We start from the raw sequence: 19,442 nt of genomic DNA, 5'->3' as shown, positions 1-19,442 counted from the left end.
TGGCAGCTTCGTCTTTATAGATTCTTTACTATTTTATATTATACAAGAACGGACTTTCCCTGATATACTCAGAATTTTCAATCTGAGAAGCTAAAAAATCAGCAAGATCTGCAGCACTGATACTTTCTCCTTTGCAGTCTGTAAGGCTTATTTCCGTTGGAAAACGGTCCTCTGTAAGATGAATCAGAGGTAGTCTTACCAAGGTCCAATCCAGGTTGCTCTCCAGAAGAAGTTCATATTCTTTTTGTTTATCAGTTGTAGTCTCACGGTAATTCTGATACATCCAGTCTGTCGCCATTTTTACCTTTTCATTTTTATGATCGGACGGTGTATTTACACTCAAGCCTGTAGTTACAATATAGCGACCGATTCCATGATGACTCATTGCAGAAATGATATTTTTTGTAGCATCACTAAAAATAGACTTCTCTCCTTTTGGCTGCCCTAAAGTACTCATGACAAGATCAGTTCCTAGAATCAATTTATCGATCGCTGTTGTATCCCTTGCATCTCCTTTTACCACTTCAATTAATGGATTTTGAAGGGTGAAATTCTTGGGATGCCTTAATAAAAGTTTAAGATGATATCCTTTCTCAAGAAGGTTTTGTACCAGATATTGCCCGGATTTTCCGGTTCCGCCGATGACGGCAATTTTATGGATTTTCATAATGATTTTTTTAATATTAAATATCAATAATCAGCAGCTGATTCACCGCTAATGACCATTAGTATTATAAAAGATGAATTGTCTTTTCTTTAGATAAGAATAATAGGTATATAGGGTTCAGAAAATTGAACCTAAGATGTTCAGGCTTAAAAGTAACACCTGACTCATAGTAATATGTATTACGAGATTTTAATGAATTAAAGTTACTTATTTTCCTTATTAAAAAAATCAAAAAATTATGATTTTGACAACATATATTAAAAGAGAAAGTTTTTAACTTTGATAACAAACTTACTACCAGCACATTCCATCAAAAACATCTACACTAATAAAATATAATAATATGGAACCCTTTACAGTAAACATCCCTGAATCGGTGATCACCGATCTTAAAAATCGCCTGCAAAATACCCGCTGGCCCGGAGAACCTGAAGGCTCAGGCTGGAACTACGGAACCAATGAAACTTACCTAAAAGAACTTACCCATTACTGGATCAATGATTATAACTGGAGAATGCGCGAACAGCAATTGAATCAGCATCCTCAGTATATCGTACTGATAGACGGAATTCTAATTCATTTTCAATACATAAGGGGAAAAGGTCCTAACCCAAAACCATTGATTCTTACTCATGGCTGGCCGGATAGCTATTACCGTTTTCATAAAATTATCCCATTGCTTACAGAAGGCGAAAAGAGTTTTGATCTGGTTATCCCTTCCATTCCGGGATTTGGTTTTTCTGATAAAACAGCAGTCAGCAGCGAAAGAGTCGCTGATCTTTGGAAAAAATTAATGACAGAAGTACTTGGCTACAAAAAATTTTATGCTGCAGGAGGAGATATCGGCATGGGCGTAGTAAAAGCACTGACTTCAAAATACCCTGAAGTCCTGGAAGCTGTTCATCTTACCGATGTGGGATACCCTACCGGTCAGGAAGATTTCACCACAATGAGTAAAGAAGAACAGGAATTCGCGCAGTTTGTTCAGCAGTGGTGGTACAGCGAAGGAGCTTATGCCATGGTACAGTCTACCAAACCTCAATCTCTGGCCTATGGTCTCAATGATTCTCCTGTCGGATTGGCAGCCTGGATCATTAGCTTTACCAATGCAGGAGCTTCTCCGGAGCTGATTGAAGCAGCATTTGGGGGCAGAGACGAATTACTTACTAATATTATGATTTATTGGGTCACACAAACCATTGGTTCTTCTGCCAGAATGTATAAGGAAGATGCAGCGGCTTTATGGAGCGGAACACAGGTTCATCAAAAAAGCAGCGTTCCTGCAGGAGTACTTGTATTTCCACGCGAAGCCCAGTTTCCAAAAGAATGGGCAGAACGTTTTGTGAATGTCACCAGTTTTAAAAAGATGAATGAAGGTGGCCATTTTGCCGCCCTAGAATTACCTCATCTATTTGCAGATGAGCTAAGGTCATTCTTTTATTCTGTCCCATAAAAACAATGTATGAAATATAATATATCTGCCCTTCTTACAGTTTCTGTTTTGATGATGAGCTGTACTACACAAAAGAAAAATACTGAAAGTAATGATTATGAAGTAAGACTGGATACTTTAACCTTCTTTGACCAGAGCAGAAACCGGAAGATTCCTGTAGCCTTTTATCACCCCAAAACGGATAAAAAGATTCCCAATCAACAGGTTATTATCTTTAATCACGGATATGGTTTTAATAAGGGTGGCGATCATTTTGTCTACTCTTATTTGACTGAAAAACTGGCTTCAAAAGGTTATTTTACGGTCAGTATCCAGCATGAACTTACAACAGACCATCTGTTGCCCACTGAAGGAAATTTACAAATGATGAGAAGGCCTTTCTGGCAGAATGGTTCGGATAATATTCTTTTTGTACTGAATAAACTTAAAAAGATGAAACCAGAACTGGATTATAAACATCTTTCCTTAATAGGCCATTCCAATGGTGGTGATATGACAGCATTATTCGCAAATCAGCATCCTAACCTAGTATATAAACTGATTACAATCGACAACCGCAGAATGTTTCTGCCCAGAACTTCTGTTCCTAAAGTATATACTCTGCGTTCTAATGATTATCCGGCTGATGAAGGCGTACTTCCAAATGAGGTAGAACAAAACAAGTATTCTATGACAGTACAAAAAACCTCCATTAATCATAGCCATATGGATAATAAAGGCAGTGATGAAGAAAAAAGAGTCTTAAATGATTTTGTTTTAAAATATCTTTCTGAGCAGTAATTTCAAAAAGCTCCACAAGTTATCCACATTTTTTTGTGGATAACTTGTGAATTTTAACATTTAATTCATATTTCGTATTAAAATAATTACTACATTTACTATGTAATAAACATCGAAGTGGAAACTTTATTTGCTTTTCTTACTACTCTTGAAATTGCAATTAAATTTGAAATAAAAATTTAAGCACAGCATTGTCGGCTGTGCTTTTTATTGTTGTCTAATTAAAAAAATGAGATGTATTTATCTACTGGATCTACCCCTAAAGGGTAGATTCTTTTATCCATATATCCTTTCAAATAAAGATTTTTAGAGTTTTTGAATCCCAGAACATCTATTTATTCCAAACTGTATTAAAGAGCCGGTCAGAAAACCTATCATCAATGCAAAATTCATTTTAATCAGATTGCTCTTTATAATGTTATAATCTCCTCATATTTTTCCCCGTACGGTATAACATTTGTATTTTACAGTTTAATTATCAACAATATGGACGAAACGAAAATAGAATCTTTAGACCTGATTAATGATAAGTATTTAATAGATGAATATTTTAAACTTAAGGTGAGTAAGGAATTAAATATTGACATTGATCTTAGCTCTGAATATATCACTGCACATAATATAGTTTCAAAAAAATTAATTCTTGTGCAGACATTTTCTCATACCATTATGGAAAACCCGCAGCTCTATCTTTTATTACGCTCTTTAATTCATAACGTCAACAGTTATCACGTAACAAAAAGTCAAATGATTTCTGCTCTGAATAATACATAAAAAAAATCTCTCAAAATTTGAGAGATTTTTTATTTGGAAAATCGAAAGATTTACACCTGCTCTTTTATATGCTTTGCCACCATTTCTTCAAGATCATCCAGATTAAAAGGTTTTGAAACATAATCATCTGCCTTTGCTTCGGAAGCTAAAGCAGCAATATCATTGTTTGCCGTAACATAAATGACAGGAATGTGATTGAATTCTTCACTGTTTTTCAGAAGTTTTGTGGCTTCCACTCCTCCAATTTTCGGAATCCAGTTATCCATCAGAATAACATCGGGATGATATTCGGCTACTTTCTCCAGAATATCATGTGAAGTTTCTGAGATTCTGACCTCGTAGCCATTCTCTTCAAATATGATGGTAATCACTTCCAAAATAGCAGCGTCATCATCAAAAATTAAAATTTTCTTTTTGCTCATATTATTTAGGTTATTCTATTACAACTGATTGATATAATCTGCCAGATTATCCGGTTTGATAATTTGGTCATAATCTATTTCTTCTACGGCATGTTTGGGCATATATTCCACTTCTGCCGTTTCAGGATCCTGGATCCATACCTGTCCGTTATTTTTTTTAATATAACAAAGTCCTTCTACTCCATCAGCATTGGCTCCGGACAAAAGAACTCCAATCATATTCTCTCCATAAATTTCTGCTGCAGACCTGAAGGTAACATCTATTGAAGGACGGGAATAATTCATTTTTTCTGAGCTGTCCAATGACATATTTTTCTTATTCTCAAACAGCAAATGATAATCTGCCGGAACAATATAAATCGCATTATTGTCTATTTCAGTTTTATCTTCTACTTCTATCACCGGTATTTTCGTGAACTGCTGTAATAAGGTTCTCAGAATGTCTCCGGATTGGGCTTTACGGTGAACCACCACTACGATTGGGATTTTCAGAATATCATTCAGGTTTTTGATCATTTCAATAATGACCTGTAAACTGCCTGCTGATCCTCCTATAACAATTAATTCAATGTTTTTCTGTGATTCCATAGCATTGGTTATTAATGATGATCAAGCTTTTTCCAGATTTTCTGGTCTTCAATCTGATGGTAATTCCTTTCAATAGTGGAAAACCTGAGTGTTTCTTTTGCTCCCAAAGCCAGAAAACCTAAATTTTCCAGACTATTATCGAAAAGTTTAAAAACTCTTTCCTGCAGTTCTCTATCAAAATAGATCAGAACATTTCTGCATATAATCAGCTGAAAGCTATTGAAAGAACTGTCTGAAACCAGGTTGTGCGTAGATAAAATAAGTTTTTCCTGTAAGCTTTTATCAAATTTCACACTATCATAATTGGCCGTATAGTAATCTGAAAAATCACGTTTTCCTCCTGAAAGCATATAATTTTCAGAATATAATTTCATCTGATATAACGGGAAAACACCGGCTCTGGCTGTTTCAAGAACTGCGGGATTTAAATCTGTACCATAAATCAGGGATTTATCATACAACCCTGCCTCTTTCAATAAAATAGCAATAGAATAGGCTTCTTCTCCCGTAGAGCAACCCGCAATCCAGATCCTAATCAGCGGATAAGTACCTAATTGGGGCAGAACTTTCTCACGTAATGCTTTGAAAAAAGAAGGATCCCGAAACATTTCTGTAACATTTACTGTAACTTCTTCTACAAAACGTTTTAGATATTCCACATCATTCATAAGGGTATACCTAAGTTCCGCGAAGCTGGTAAACCTATCCAAAAGACATATCCTGTTTACCCTTCTTTTAAACGAAGCCCTGCTATAACCTGAAAAGTCATAGCCATACATCTCATAGACATCATTGATCAGATATTCTATTTCTCCATCTTTTACGATACTTGGTTCCAGCATCTATGAAAGTTTTTCTATTGCCATTAGTAAAAGGTCTACATCAATAGGCTTTGAAACATAATCATCAGCGCCTACCTCAATACATTTCTCACGGTCTTCAGGCATAGCCTGTGCGGTTACTGCAATAACTGGTATATCTTTAATTTCAGGCGTATTTCTTATGATTCTTACGGCTTCATATCCGTCTATTCCCGGCATCATCATATCCATAAGCACCATTGAAAAATCAGGATCAGCTTTTAGCATATCTAAAGCTTGCTGAGCCATCGTACTGGTTTCTACTGCATATCCGCGGGCCTTAAGGGTGAGTTTCAATGCGAATATATTACGTGGATCATCATCCACAATTAAAATTTTCTTTTTCATCAGAATTTTATCTGTTTAACTTTCATACAACCAAACGCGAAGCAGCGATAACAGCTGATCAATATCTACTGGTTTTGAGATATAATCCGAAGCACCTGCTGTAATGCATTTCTCACGGTCTCCAATCATTGATTTTGCGGTTACCGCTATAATAGGCAGTTTTTTAAATGCCGGCATTTTTCTGATCTGCTTTATGGTTTCATAACCATCCATTTCCGGCATCATCATATCCATTAAGATCACATCTATATCAGGGTTGTGGTGAATTTGTTCCAGAGCATGCTTTCCGTCCATGGCTACAATAACCTCTACTTTATATTTTTCCAGTGCTTTGGTTAAAGAAAAAATATTGCGGACATCATCATCGGTAATCAGAACCTTTTTACCACTCAGAACCTCTGTTAGGGATCCCAGCATTCTGCCTGCAGTACTTTCTACGGAATTATTTTTTTCTTCCACCAGATGCAGGAACAATCCTACTTCATCCAAAATCCTTTGGTACGAATGCGCTGTTTTTACAACAATTGAATCTGCGTATTGCTTTATTTTAAGCTCTTCTTCTTTAGATAAATGGTGTTCTGTAAAGATGATAATGGGAAGGTTTTCCAGTCCTTCATGGCTTTTGATAGATTCTATGACGTGATAATCATTTCCTTTTGCGCTCGCAATATCCAGAATAACGCAGTCTACAAGATCAGAAGTCAGAGCTTTTACACTATCTTCTACCGTATGTTCTACAGATAAAGAGATATTAAAATTGCTCAGAAAATAAGACAATGCACTGGCATGTTTGGCATTTTCTTCAACAATCAGCACTTTTTGAGATCCTTTTTTTAAGGCTTCTTCAATCTTTCTGAAAACGTCAGTCATTTTATCCAGTGCTACCGGTTTGTTAATAAAGTCAACGGCACCTTTCATCAGACTTTCTTTTTTAAGATGAAGAACAGACATCATATGAACCGGAATATGTTTGATATAAGGATCAGATTTCAGTTCATCCATGACCTCCCAGCCATCTTTCACAGGAAGCTGAACGTCCAGTAAAATAGCATGCGGATGGTACTTCTGAGCCGCTGAAAGAGCATAATCTCCTCTTACCACAACCACTCCTTTATAGCTCTGCAGGCGGGCATATTTCAATAAAGCTTTTGCAAAATTGATATCATCTTCAATAATCAGAATGACTTTATCTCCTTCCTGAATATTTTCTCTGTCGTCTGCTACATCTTCAGGAATTTCAAGGGTATTTACCGGAATTACTTTTGGTTCTCCTTCATCAAGAATATTCTGAATTTCTTCCACATCTTCACGAATTACCTCTACAAGATCCTGATCTGTCTCAGAATGTATAATCTCTGTCACCGCGTGTGCAGGAATAATAAAGCTGAATTCACTTCCTTTGTCTATCTCACTTTTCAGAACCAATTCACCTCCAAGAAGTCTTGCTATTTCACGGCTTATGGACAGACCTAAACCTGTTCCTCCGAACTTTCTTTTGGTAGATCCGTCAGCCTGCTGGAATGCTTCAAAGATAATTTTTTGCTTATCTTCTGCTATTCCAACGCCTGTATCTTTCACTGAGAATATGATAAAATCAGGTTTTTCAGAATGTTTCTTGATGTGTAAACCGATGCTTCCTTTTGTGGTAAATTTTAGGGCATTCGACAATAAATTTCTCAATACCTGGTCAATTCTCAGACGGTCACTTTCGATCACTTTCTGTACATTTGCATCGATTTCGATATTAAACGGGAGTGCTTTCTCCTGAAATACAGGATTGAAAAGACTCTTAAGGTCTTTTACCACTTCTTCAAGGTTTACGTCCTGATATTCAAGCGTCATTTTACCAGATTCTATTTTGGCAAGATCCAGAATTTCATCAATAAGGGTTAATAAGCTTGTGCCTGAACTATGAATTACTTTGGCAGATTCCATTTGATCTTCGTTAAGATTTTCGTCAGGATTTTCCGTCATTAATCGGGATAAAAGAAGAATAGAATTCAGCGGAGTACGCAATTCATGAGACATATTGGCTAAAAACTCAGATTTGTATTTAGTACTTAATGCCAGCTCTTCTACTTTTTTCTGAATTTCATTATTACGTTCAGCAATTAAATGATTTTTTTCTTCCAGCAATCTGGAGCGCTCTTCCAGTTCTGCATTAGCCTGCATCAGCTCTTCCTGCTGTACTTTAAGCTCTTCTTCAGATGCCTGAAGCTTCTGGGTTTGTGCTTCCAGCTCCGTATTCAGATTTTCAAGCTCAGAGTGCTGAACCTGTAATTCCTCAGATTGAGCCTGCGTTTCTTCCAATAATTGCTGCTCTTTTTCTCTGCTTTTTGCAGCACTCAGGGCGATTCCTATATTGGTACAGCATTCTTCAAAATAGTGTATTCTGTCTTCCTCAAAATTAGAAGTAGAACCAAGCTCTAATACTCCTATTATATGGCCGTCTGCAAATAGCGGCAACAATATAATTCCGTAAATTTTAATCGTACTGCTGGCAAAAGTAACCACAAAATCTTCTTCATGAAGGTTATTATAAACCTGTGTCTTAGCATTAACAAAAGCCTGTCCCACCATTCCTTCTCCGGGTTCAAAAGCTTTTTTCATATTGGATTCCAGTCCAAATGCTTTATTAAGTTTTAAAATTCCTTCATCATATAAATACACAGAACCATTAATACATTTTCCGTATTCAATCAACTGCATTAAAGATTTATTGGAAACTTCCTGTACAGTCTTATTCCCTACCAGGGATTCATTCAGTAGCGCAAGCCCTTTCTGACGCCAGTCGCTCTTATTAATCTTATCAAAAGAGGTTTTGAGAGACTCCGTCATGTGATTAAGAGATTCTACCAGATCTCCAAGATCATCCTGAGCATTATCCACCGCTTTTTCACTGTAATCCCCATTCGCTACTCTGTTGGCAATTCTTTGAATAGCACTTACACGGCGCGTCATTTCTTCATCTTTTGCCTTAAGCATTTTCTCAAGCTTATCTCTTCGGATAAGATCTGCGCGCATTTTTATATAGAAAAATACAGTGACAACCACTGCAGCAACGGCGGAAAAAAGGATAAAAAGAACAGTTGTGCCAGACGAACGGTTGAGATCATTATTTTTAATTTCAACCTGGTTTTCTTCATATTGTACAAAATCATTGACAATTTTCCGGCACTGATCCATATAGATTTTACCCTCAGTAATTTCCTGTTGCGTCATGATAATGCCTCTTCGTCTGTTCTCAACCAAATGTTTCAGGTTCTGCATTACCTTATCAACTGCTGCTTTTAAGCCTGCAAGTCTTTGAATTTGATTCTGATCATCGATATCCAAAGATTCAGCGCGTACCAAAGCTTTAGGATATTCTCTTAATCCCCGTTTATAAGGTTCAAGAAAATCTTCCCTTCCGGTAAGCTGATACCCTCTGTTTCCTGTTTCTGCATCCAGTAAAGCAACGAGAACGTCTTTCACCGCTGTTACAGAACGTCTGCTTTTGGAAAGATTTTCACGGTGGTTCATCTGATTTTGGATACTCCAATAAGAAGCCAACGAGCTGGCTATTAAAATCAAAAGTGAAAGACCTACTCCGAACTGAAGATTTCTTATTATTTTTTTCGGCATTAAAATTAGTTTAGTGGTAATGTGAAATAAAAAGTAGAGCCTTCATCTACTATACTGGAAACCCCAACACTTCCATGGTGCTGTTTGATGATCTCGGAACAGATAAACAACCCGATTCCCATTCCCTGAAACTGCAGTGAGGATTCTTCTACACGATAGAATTTTTTGAAAACCGCATCCTGTTTAAAATCCGGGATACCAATTCCAAAGTCTGTTACGTTCACTCTTACTTCTTCAGCTTCTTCATCTACAAAAGTGGTAACAATCACCTGATTATTATCTGGTGAATATTTTATAGCATTGGTCAGAAAGTTGATGAGCACCTGTTCTATACGGATTTCGTCTAAAGGAATTAAAATATCCGGTTTTGTTCCGTGACGCTCAATTTTCACTTCACGCTGATCATGAGTTTGTATGATTGTTTCAATGGCATTATTGATCAAATTTTCCAGATTAACGGGTTTTTTATTAATTTTCAGCTTGCCATTTTCTATTTTAGAAACATCCAGCAGATCAGTGATCAAGGTATTCAGCTTTTCAATCTGTCCCTGAACTTTCGCTACAAATCCTGCTTCAGAGCTTTCTTTATCGAGTTTTAATTTTCTTTCCAACAACTGAACATAGGCTTTAATACTCGTTAAAGGAGTCTTTAGCTCATGGCTGGCGATGCTTAAAAATTCATCTTTTTCTTTTTCAACTTTCTTCTGATCATCAATATCGGTAAAAGTTCCCACCCAGTTTTTAATACGGCCTTCATCATATACCGGCGTTACTCTAAGCAAATGATAACGGTAATTACCAGAAACCACATTTTTAATTCTGACCTCCAGCTCAAGAGCTTTTCCTTTTTTTCTGCATCTCTCAAATTCTTCTGTTATATCAGGATCATCCGGATATATTTCAGGAAAATTCTGTTCAGAATCTGAATATTCATACCATTTACCGTTCACGAAATCCACAGTTCCGGCTTCATTAAGGGTAAATGCAATTTGTGGAAGTGACTCCAGCATTAAGTGAAAATGGTCAATCTGAGACTTCATTGTCACTTGTGATTCACGTCTTCCTTTAACCTCCAGCTCAAGATTCTGCTGGGCCTTCTTCATTGCTATATTCTGCTCCTGAAGATTATAGAATGTTTTTACTTTCAGTAAAAGAATTTCAGGATCTACTGGTTTCGTGACATAGTCTTTAGCACCGGAAGCATAGCCTTTCGTTATAAATTTCTTATCTGTATTAACAGCAGATAAAAATATAATGGGAACTTCTTTTGTTTTACTGTAATCTGCCAATGTTTCTGCTACTTCAAAACCGTCCATATCAGGCATCTGAACATCCAGAATAATGAGGGCATAGTCGTTTTTAAGGGCTTTAGCAAGCGCCTCTTCACCGGAATTGGCTGTTTCCACCTGAAAATCTTTGGACTCTAGTAATTTTTGCAGTGAATAAAGATTACTTTGATTGTCATCAACAATTAAAATCATAGAAGTTAAAATCAATAATTAGTTACAGATATTTAAACCTCAAAAATACTTACAATATTTCAAAACGTAGCAATTTTTAAAGTATTATGAATAACTAATTCATACCACATTTTATGCTTTAAATAGGAATAAAATGAGATTAAGGGAGCTCATCCCATCTAAAAAAAATTTCTATCATTTCAGAGAAAACCAGATTATAAAACTCCTAAAACCTACTTGAGCATTTGTTGTTAATGTTTTTCTCTTGAATCAACATCTTGATCATTACGCTACTAAGGCAAATAATTTGTAATTTTATAATCTTAGCCAGGCCTCATAGTTCAATGGATAGAATAGAAGTTTCCTAAACTTTAGATCCAGGTTCGATCCCTGGTGAGGCTACAAAACGTGAACTCTTTGCTTAAGCATCTAAGAAAAATGAATGCTCTTGATGATAAATCGTCTAATTTGACAATTAAATTTTGAATAATTACAAGATAATAACAATCTTAAAAGAGGCTATCTCTTCTAAGATTTAAGACAGCCTCTTCTGCTTTATAAATTGTATAAAATCTTTTTTGTAAAAGTATTTCTAAGTAAAAAGTAACTTAGTAGAAGAAATCGAGCACCATTTTTTTATAAATTCTAAACACTAATATATTTTTTGAGCACCTCAAGAAGATCTGCCTTTCTTACAGGTTTGGGAAGGAAATCATTCATTCCGGCTTCAAGGCACTTTTCTTTTTCGCCCAGCACATTTCCGGCTGTAACGCCTATGATAGGTATGTGTTCATATCCCGGCAGCATTCTGATATTTTGTGTTGCCTCAATACCGCTCATTATTGGCATCTGTACATCCATCAGGATAATGGAAAACTGCTTTTTCCTGCATTCCTCCAGAGCCTGCAGCCCATTGACTGCTTCCGTTAGATGTATACTGGGAGCAAGAGATTTCATCATTCTATTATTCAGGACCATATTCACAACATTATCATCAACCAAAAGCACATCTAATTCCGGGGCAAATAAATGGGAAACTTTTTCAGACTGGTCCTTCCCGGTTTCCACTGTATAACTTCGATCTACTTTTTTTAAGGTTTTGTATAGTTCATGTGATTTGATAGGCTTCAACAACAAATGTGCATTTTGTATTTTCCTAACCGAGGTAAATATGCTCAATTCTTCTGAAGAAGAAGAAAGTATTATAAATGGAGAAGTCTCTTTTCGCTGGTTGAACAGCCCTGTCATTTTATCAATCGTTTCCAATCCGGACATAAGAGGCATATGATAATCCATCAGGATCACATCGAACCGCTCACCTTTCAACAAGATATCTAATGCTTCCATCCCATTAGAAGCCAGGGTAGATTTGATATTCTTATAGCTAAGCATGTGCTCAAGAATGATCCTGTTGGTTTCATTATCATCAACCACCAGGGCCGTTTTGATCGTTATTTCATCCTCCTCTCTCAATTGAGAGATCTCGTAAGGAATCTCAATGTCAAAGAAAAATACAGAACCGCTTTCCTTTGCGCTGCTCAGCGACAAATGGCTTCCCATATATCCCAGGATATTGTTCGAAATAGTAAGCCCTAGACCCGTGCCACCATATTGTTTACTGATGGAACTGTTTTCCTGAGTAAAGGCATCAAAAATGTATTTCTGTTTTTCAACAGGGATGCCGATTCCCGTATCTCTAACCGAGAAACGCAAAGCAATAGTACGATCATCCATACGTAATTTCTCTACTTTTAGCTCGATCTCTCCTTTTTCTGTGAATTTCACGGCATTCCCAAGAAGATTGATCAAGATCTGCTTTAACCTTGCTTCATCCATAAAAAGTATTTTTGGAAGACCCGGTTCAATATTGAGAAGAAGTTCGATATTTTTTTTCTGGGATTGATAAATAATAACATTGATAACCTGGCTCAACATGTCATAAACATCACATTTTTCAATCAAAAGCTCCATTTTTCCGGATTCTATTTTAGAAAAATCCAATATATCATTGATAATGCTAAGCAGGTTTTCACCTGACTCATTGATGTAATTCAGATATTGCATCTGTGTTTCATTCAGCGGTGTTGTGAGGAGAAGGTCTGAAAAGCCAATAACTCCGTTTAAAGGAGTTCTGATCTCATGACTCATATTGGCAAGAAATTCGGATTTTGCTTTGCTGGCAATATCTGCTGTTTCCTTGGCATTTTTTAGTTCTTCATTTATCTTTACAGCATTTGTAATATTCTGTATGGAAATAATTACTCCTCCTACTTCATCTTTTGTAAGATACCAAGGTCCGACTTTAAGGTCGTAATGCTGAATTTGTTCTTTTCCTTCTACCTTTAGTGTATAGTCACTGTTGATGTAGGTTTTTCCCAACAGCGCATTGTCATAAATCTCTTTTCTTTCTTTGGGTATACTAGGTGATATAGTGAAAAGATTATTACCAATAAGATCTATATTATTCATACTAAATTCCTCCTTCCATCTGTTGCTTACGGCAACATAATTAAGGTCTTTATCAAACATGGCCAAAGGAACAGGAACATCAGTGGCAAAAGACTGCATTATAGCCTCCTTGCGGGTAACCTCCAGAAACATCTTTTTGAAGGCATCAATGTCCTGAATGATTCCGAAAACCCTTTTGCAGCTATTACCTTCAAATTCGGGAATCCCTTTTACTCTTACCCATATCGTAACTCCATCATTACGCAAAAGCTGAAACTCCTCATCAAAAGTAATTCCTTGTTGTATTGCTCTGTTAAAAAGGTATTTTATTCTCTCCTTGCTTTTTCCTTTGTAAAAATCAAAGGCAGTTTCGAAAGTAGGCTGGAGATCATCTTTCAGTTTGTGAATTTCTCTTGTACTTTGAGACCAAAAGAGCTTTCCGGTCTTCATATTGGCTTCCCAACCTCCTACTTGGGCTACTAAGCTTGTTTCCTCAAGCATTTCCTTAGTGTTAAACAGATCTTTTTCCAACTTCCCGCGTCGGATAAGGTCAGATTTTAGTTGTATATAAACAAAAATAGTTACCCCAATGGCTGCCATGGCAGAAAAAACGATGAACAAAACGGTCCACTGGGAAGACTTGTTCAGATCTTCATTTTTTATAGCAAGTTGAACTTCCTCCTTTTTTACAAATTTCTGAACGAGCATGCGGCATCTGTCCATAGCCTCCTTGTTTTGGACAAGTTCGTCCGGACTCATTAATATTCCTTTTTTACGATTCTCAATAAGCAATACATATTCCTTCATCATCATCTCTGAAGTATGCAGCAATTCATTTAGGATATTAATCTGATCTTTATCTCTCAGATGAAGTCTACCTTTGTTAGAAACAAGCAACGGATATTCACTCTTACTTTTATTGAAAGGTTCAAGAAAACTTTCCCTTCCGGTAAGCTGATATCCCCGATTTCCTGTTTCGGCATTTAAAAGAGTATTTAAGATATCTTTTGCTAAGCTTATAGATTCCTTATTTTTTAATAAGTCTTTCCTATTCTCCATCTGCTTATGTATGCTTATATAAGATGCTATGGAACTAGCAATCAGAAGTATCAAAGAAATCACTACTCCAATTTGAAGATTTCTTATAATTTTTTTTGGCATTAAATAGTATTTTTGTAATAAAATACTAAAAATAGATCATTTTATAATATTAACAAATTAATTTAGAAATTTGTCAGCAGATATTGGAACATGAGTATAATTTAAGCCGTTTAAAGATAGAGTTGCCCAATTTAAAAGTTTATTTTGTATGTTTTCCTGATTGCTAGTTGCTATCTAATTTGCTTATTTAAAAAAGGAACTGTTTTTTTATAACAAATTGACAATAAAAACCTTACATCAGATATAGATGGTTGTTTAGAATTGTATTAAAAATATAGAGGAATCATCTGCTGGGCTACATCTAACCTATAAATCAATAGTTCTAATTGTATATTGAAATTTCTCCACAAAAAAACCTCCCGAATCACTGAGAGGTTATACTGTAATTTGTCAGAAATATGAAATTTTCAATGCTCAAATATAATTAAGTGTTTACACGATCGAATATGATCTGAATCATACCGTTCCAAAAAACCTTTTGACACCTATTTTAATGTAATAATTTACAAGCACATCACCATGGAATTCTCTCCATAATTTACTGACATATATTAGTTTAACATCAATTAAATCACCCGTTATTCAAAATCAATTTTCGTACATTTAAGGTATAAGTTTTAAAATATTAAGTTATGAAAGCAGTACGTTTTTTCGGGCACAAAGATGTCCGTGTTGTCAATGATATGGAAAAACCCACTCCTAAAGGAGATGAAGTCTTGCTAAAAATTGGAGGAGCAGGTGTATGCCACTCTGATCTTCATATTATTGACGAGGGAACTGTAGGAGGTTCAGTATTCACATTAGGCCATGAAAATGCCGGCTGGATTGAAGAAGTAGGGCCTGACGTGAAAGGCTATAAAAAAGGAGATGCCTTTCTGGTCTATGGTCCTTGGGGATGTGGCCATTGTAAACCCTGTCAGCAATCCAAAGAAAATTATTGTGACCATCAGTCCGAAATGGCTTATGGAGGTGGTTTGGGACTAGATGGAGGGATGGCTGAGTATATGCTTGTTCCTTCTTCAAGATTATTAGTTCCTATCTATGATCTGGATCCTGTGATTGCCGCTCCGCTTACTGATGCAGCTTTGACTCCTTATTCCGCAATTAAAAGATCATTGTCTAAACTAACACCCGATGAGTATGTTGTAGTGATTGGCGTTGGAGGACTTGGGCACGTTGCTCTGCAGATCCTTAGAGAAGTTAGCGGCAGTACAATCATTGCCTGTGATGTAGCGGACGAAAAACTAGCCTTCGCCAAAGAACTGGGTGCGACATTTACTGTGAACTCAAAAGATGCCAATGCAGCAGAACAGATTCAGAGAATTACAGGAATCAAAAAAGCTAAAGTGGTTATTGATTTTGTAGGGGCAACGTCAACCATAGAGCTCGGAACTAAAATTGTAAGTCTGGATGGTGATCTTACCATTGTCGGATTGGGCGGAGGTCATTATCAGTACAGCATGTCCGGACTGCCATTTGGGGTGAGCATGACGAATCCTTATTGGGGATCAAGAGTTGAGCTTATGGAAGTGGTAGGATTGGCAAGACAGAAAAAAATTCATATTGAAGTTGAAAAATATAAACTGGATGAGGCCAATGAAGTTTATGATCGGATGAGAAATGGAAAGATCAGAGGTAGAGCTGTTTTGATTCCATAACAAAATGAAATAGAATATAAAGCCGGAAGTAGTTTTGCTTTCGGCTTTTTATTATCTATACACCATGAAATGTTCAGAATAACCTTTGTATTGATATACCCGGCTTGTTAATTTAACATCATTCACCTTTATCCGTTCAGCTTTCATAGATTTTAAAATGGCAACACAATTATTATAAGGAATCCACAAGTGCCATCGCAGTCATGTGCTATTCCTTCAATATCATTACGATCAGGAACCACATAAGTCAGTCTTAAGTTTTTAAGATTAGATTCATATGAACAACCTTACTCCATAAAGTAAATTCAAATCTATTAATTCCAAGTAAAAGCTAAAAATATCTGCTACTTTTTATTCATCATTCAATTTTTATCAAATTAAATTGTACATTTGTTTTTCTATTATGCAAAAATTTCTCAGAGTCTTTTTTGTTTTTTCTTTACTTCTGATATTTGTTTCAAATGTCAGCGGGGTTACAACATGTCTTGACCATGCCAGGCACTCCAAAAGTAAAGTGACTTATAAAAAAGGTTCAAAAGAAGAGAAAATTCCTACTTTTTCTCAGGACGACGAATGTCAGTGTGCACTTCATTTACACATGAGTAATGTTCTTCTCCCTGAACCTTTGAATTTGGATTTTGCTATCGACACTACCAATGATAACGAGATGCCACAACCAAAAGCCATTTCTTATCGTTGTCTTCTGGACTTTTTCAGTTCCAGAGCTCCCCCATATCTATTTTCTGCAGTAGCTTAATCTATGCTGCCCTAATATTTTCGTTTACAGATTTTTTAGTCTGTACTGTGATTCCGTGGATACCTGTGTCTTCACACCTATAAGGATATCCTTTTATTAATGGGCAAATTCAATGCCCGTACACCCCTGTTCATGACTACCAGTAATTTTAATTATTCGGGAATAATTCATTGTATTTCCCCAAATTCTGTGAAACTTTTCAGTCTAAGTTTCATCACCGCATCATCATTTCTGTATGCTCAATCCCGTTCTGAAGATTCACTATCTACTGTGGTTCAAACCGTAGAGGTCATCGGAAGAAAGTCTAAAGATTATACTTCCGACTATTCTTTTGCCGCCACCAAGGTTGCGATGAAAAACAAAGATCTACCCTTAACACTCAATACCGTTACCAAAGAACTGATCACCGACCGTCAGGCTTTCCAGCTTGGAGATGTCATGAAAAATGTGAACGGAGTTTCTCCTTCCAGCTATTATAACCAATACAACATCCGTGGCATCAGCCAGAATGAAGAAGGCCAGATCATCAATGGAATGAGGACAAGACAGTATTATTTTTTACAGCCGATGACTTCCAATATAGAACGTGTGGAGGTTTTCAAAGGGCCGGCAAGTATTACCATGTCCAGTGTAGATCCCGGAGGAACGATCAATATGGTTACCAAAAAGCCATTATCAAACCCTCGCCACGAAATCAGTTTATCAGGTGGAAGCTTTGAAACTTACCGTGTCACTACAGATCTTACAGGTCCTTTAAATAAGAGCAAAACTTTATTATTCCGTTTTAACGGAGCGTATCAAAATGCTCATTCATTCAGGGAGCATGTTAAAAACAGTGGTATTCTGATCTCTCCTTCTATCACCTTTGTTCCGAATGAAAAAACATCCGTGAATATAGAAATGATTTTCAATGATCTCTATGGAAACCTTGACAGAGGACAGCCGATTTTCGGAGCCGTAGCAGGAAAAACAGATTTATACAGCACTCCTAGAAGTCTGAATTTAGGAGCTCCGGATGATTTTTTTAAAACCAGAGAACTCATAGTAATGGGAACGGTTGCCCATCATTTTAACCAATCCATCAGTTTTAATGCTTCCTATATGAAGCAATATTGGAGAGAAAACCTGCAGGAGCATAGAACAACCAACTCTTTTGTGCCTGATATGGATAACAAATCGGTTTCCAGCCTTGCCATGATGCAGTTTGTACAAAGAAAGCAAAACTGGGCAACAGATAACATTAATGCTTATTTTAATTTTAAATTCAAAACCGGGGCTGTTCAGCACCAGGCTTTGATAGGCTATGACAGTCAAATTTGGGAGAAACGTAAAGGCGGGCAACAGAATGCAGCAAGAGGTTTTCTGCTGAAGAACGGTTCGGTAGCTTCTTCTTACAATCCTTCAAAAGCTTCGGATTATCAGACCGTTAATTATAATGGAACAATTATTCCTAAGCCTAATGTCACGCCATTTGATCTGAATCCGGAAGCTGTAAATTATCAGGGTGCGGATTTTAATACGCTTAATGTGATCACGCCCTTACCTTCTGCTCTTACCACAACGCATGCAGCTTATATCCAGCATCTTTTTACCTGGAAAAAGTTTAAAATATTAACGGGAATCCGCCAGGAATGGTTTCAGGATATTACCAACTTCAAAGAAGCTAATGAGACCTTTTTTAACAATAATAAACTGCTGTACAGATTCGGTATTACCTATAGCATAACGGATTATATCAATGTATATGGAACTTATTTAACTGGCTATCAACCTCAGTCCAATACGGTAACGTTGATGCCCAATACCTCGAGTCTTACAGGATCTGCAGCAAGATTCAAACCTTTGACTTCTGATCTTAAAGAGCTGGGAATCAAAGCACAGCTTTTTGGAAGAATTTCTCTGAATCTTGCTGTGTATGAAATCAACCAGAAAAATATTTTAATCAATGCCAATAATCCTTCAGAACCTGACGAACTTGTGCAGCGTGGTGCAGACCGAAGCCGGGGATTTGAAGCTGAGTTTTCCGGTCATATTCTTCCACAATGGCATATTTACGGAGGCTACAGCTATATTGATGCTAAAATAATGGATGACAGTAACCCCGATGTCATAGGTAAAAGAAAGGAAAACACGTCTAAGAATTCGGTGAATATCTGGACACGCTACAATTTTTCAACTATTGAATTCCTCAAAGACTTTGGGATTGGTGCCGGAATACTTTATCAGAGTTCTAAAGTTCCGTGGTTTACAAGGAGTTTTGAGCTTCCCGCCTATACAACAATAGATGCAGCATTGTATTATACTCCTGCAAAGACTGTCCAGCTCTCTTTTAATCTGAATAACATCACCAACAAAGTCTACTGGATAGGAGCTCAGAACTATTTAAGACTGTTTCCGGGAACTCCAAGAAATTATTTACTAACTGCTACTTATAAATTTTAA

At 36.6% G+C, this 19,442-nt stretch carries 14 protein-coding genes and 1 tRNA gene; 7 read left to right on the top strand and 8 right to left on the bottom strand.

Annotated features, from left to right (window positions below; all coding sequences use genetic code 11):
• Positions 1-28 precede the first annotated feature (28 nt).
• Positions 29-667: an NAD(P)H-binding protein gene (locus tag PZ898_RS01995; RefSeq protein ID WP_062670107.1), complete on the bottom strand. Its 639-nt coding sequence runs from the start codon at positions 665-667 to the stop codon at positions 29-31.
• Positions 668-1,010: 343 nt separating this feature from the next.
• On the opposite strand from PZ898_RS01995, the gene PZ898_RS01990 reads away from it, so the two are divergent.
• The 3 genes from PZ898_RS01990 to PZ898_RS01980 all read left to right on the top strand — a co-directional run bounded on the left by PZ898_RS01990 (position 1,011) and on the right by PZ898_RS01980 (position 3,674).
• Positions 1,011-2,120 carry an epoxide hydrolase family protein gene (locus tag PZ898_RS01990; RefSeq protein WP_062670108.1) on the top strand — a complete coding sequence of 370 codons (1,110 nt, stop codon included), beginning with the start codon at positions 1,011-1,013 and terminating at the stop codon, positions 2,118-2,120.
• 9 nt (positions 2,121-2,129) lie between these two features.
• Positions 2,130-2,900, top strand: coding sequence for an alpha/beta hydrolase (locus PZ898_RS01985; RefSeq protein ID WP_277694656.1), 771 nt, complete (start codon positions 2,130-2,132; stop codon positions 2,898-2,900).
• A 486-nt stretch (positions 2,901-3,386) separates the two neighbouring features.
• Positions 3,387-3,674 carry a hypothetical protein gene (locus tag PZ898_RS01980; RefSeq protein WP_277694655.1) on the top strand — a complete coding sequence of 96 codons (288 nt, stop codon included), beginning with the start codon at positions 3,387-3,389 and terminating at the stop codon, positions 3,672-3,674.
• 50 nt (positions 3,675-3,724) lie between these two features.
• Here PZ898_RS01980 and PZ898_RS01975 read toward each other — a convergent pair whose 3' ends face one another.
• Genes PZ898_RS01975 through PZ898_RS01950 form a run of 6 tightly spaced genes read right to left on the bottom strand, consistent with a single transcriptional unit; the run spans position 3,725 to position 10,997 of the window.
• The gene (locus PZ898_RS01975; protein ID WP_062670114.1) at positions 3,725-4,096 is read right to left on the bottom strand and encodes a response regulator; all 372 of its coding nucleotides are present in this window, start codon (positions 4,094-4,096) and stop codon (positions 3,725-3,727) included.
• Between the two features lie 18 nt (positions 4,097-4,114).
• A complete protein-coding gene (locus PZ898_RS01970) occupies positions 4,115-4,684 on the bottom strand; it encodes a chemotaxis protein CheB (RefSeq protein WP_120230927.1) in 570 nt (189 codons plus the stop codon).
• An 11-nt stretch (positions 4,685-4,695) separates the two neighbouring features.
• Positions 4,696-5,526 carry a protein-glutamate O-methyltransferase CheR gene (locus tag PZ898_RS01965; RefSeq protein ID WP_277694654.1) on the bottom strand — a complete coding sequence of 277 codons (831 nt, stop codon included), beginning with the start codon at positions 5,524-5,526 and terminating at the stop codon, positions 4,696-4,698.
• A complete protein-coding gene (locus tag PZ898_RS01960; protein WP_062670121.1) occupies positions 5,527-5,892 on the bottom strand; it encodes a response regulator in 366 nt (121 codons plus the stop codon). It lies immediately after the preceding gene.
• Between the two features lie 15 nt (positions 5,893-5,907).
• On the bottom strand, positions 5,908-9,516 hold the full coding sequence (locus PZ898_RS01955) for a response regulator (protein WP_277694653.1): 3,609 nt from the start codon (positions 9,514-9,516) through the stop codon (positions 5,908-5,910).
• A gap of 5 nt (positions 9,517-9,521) precedes the next feature.
• On the bottom strand, positions 9,522-10,997 hold the full coding sequence (locus PZ898_RS01950; RefSeq protein ID WP_120230925.1) for a response regulator: 1,476 nt from the start codon (positions 10,995-10,997) through the stop codon (positions 9,522-9,524).
• 309 nt (positions 10,998-11,306) lie between these two features.
• Between PZ898_RS01950 and PZ898_RS01945 the strand changes: the two genes are divergently transcribed.
• Positions 11,307-11,378: transfer RNA gene (locus PZ898_RS01945), tRNA-Arg, on the top strand.
• 243 nt (positions 11,379-11,621) lie between these two features.
• Here PZ898_RS01945 and PZ898_RS01940 read toward each other — a convergent pair.
• Positions 11,622-14,585, bottom strand: coding sequence for a response regulator (locus PZ898_RS01940; protein ID WP_277694652.1), 2,964 nt, complete (start codon positions 14,583-14,585; stop codon positions 11,622-11,624).
• 632 nt (positions 14,586-15,217) lie between these two features.
• Between PZ898_RS01940 and PZ898_RS01935 the strand changes: the two genes are divergently transcribed.
• From PZ898_RS01935 to PZ898_RS01925, 3 genes are all read left to right on the top strand, one after another.
• Positions 15,218-16,243, top strand: coding sequence for an NAD(P)-dependent alcohol dehydrogenase (locus tag PZ898_RS01935; protein ID WP_277694651.1), 1,026 nt, complete (start codon positions 15,218-15,220; stop codon positions 16,241-16,243).
• A gap of 403 nt (positions 16,244-16,646) precedes the next feature.
• Positions 16,647-17,000: a hypothetical protein gene (locus tag PZ898_RS01930; RefSeq protein WP_123278385.1), complete on the top strand. Its 354-nt coding sequence runs from the start codon at positions 16,647-16,649 to the stop codon at positions 16,998-17,000.
• Positions 17,001-17,189: 189 nt separating this feature from the next.
• Positions 17,190-19,442 carry a TonB-dependent siderophore receptor gene (locus tag PZ898_RS01925; RefSeq protein WP_277694650.1) on the top strand — a complete coding sequence of 751 codons (2,253 nt, stop codon included), beginning with the start codon at positions 17,190-17,192 and terminating at the stop codon, positions 19,440-19,442.

The sequence above is a fragment of the Chryseobacterium sp. WX genome, from assembly GCF_029542485.1.
Taxonomy (GTDB): Bacteria; Bacteroidota; Bacteroidia; order Flavobacteriales; family Weeksellaceae; genus Chryseobacterium; species Chryseobacterium cucumeris.
Note: the sequence above shows the minus strand (reverse complement) of the source record. Positions and strands in the feature narration are given on the sequence as shown.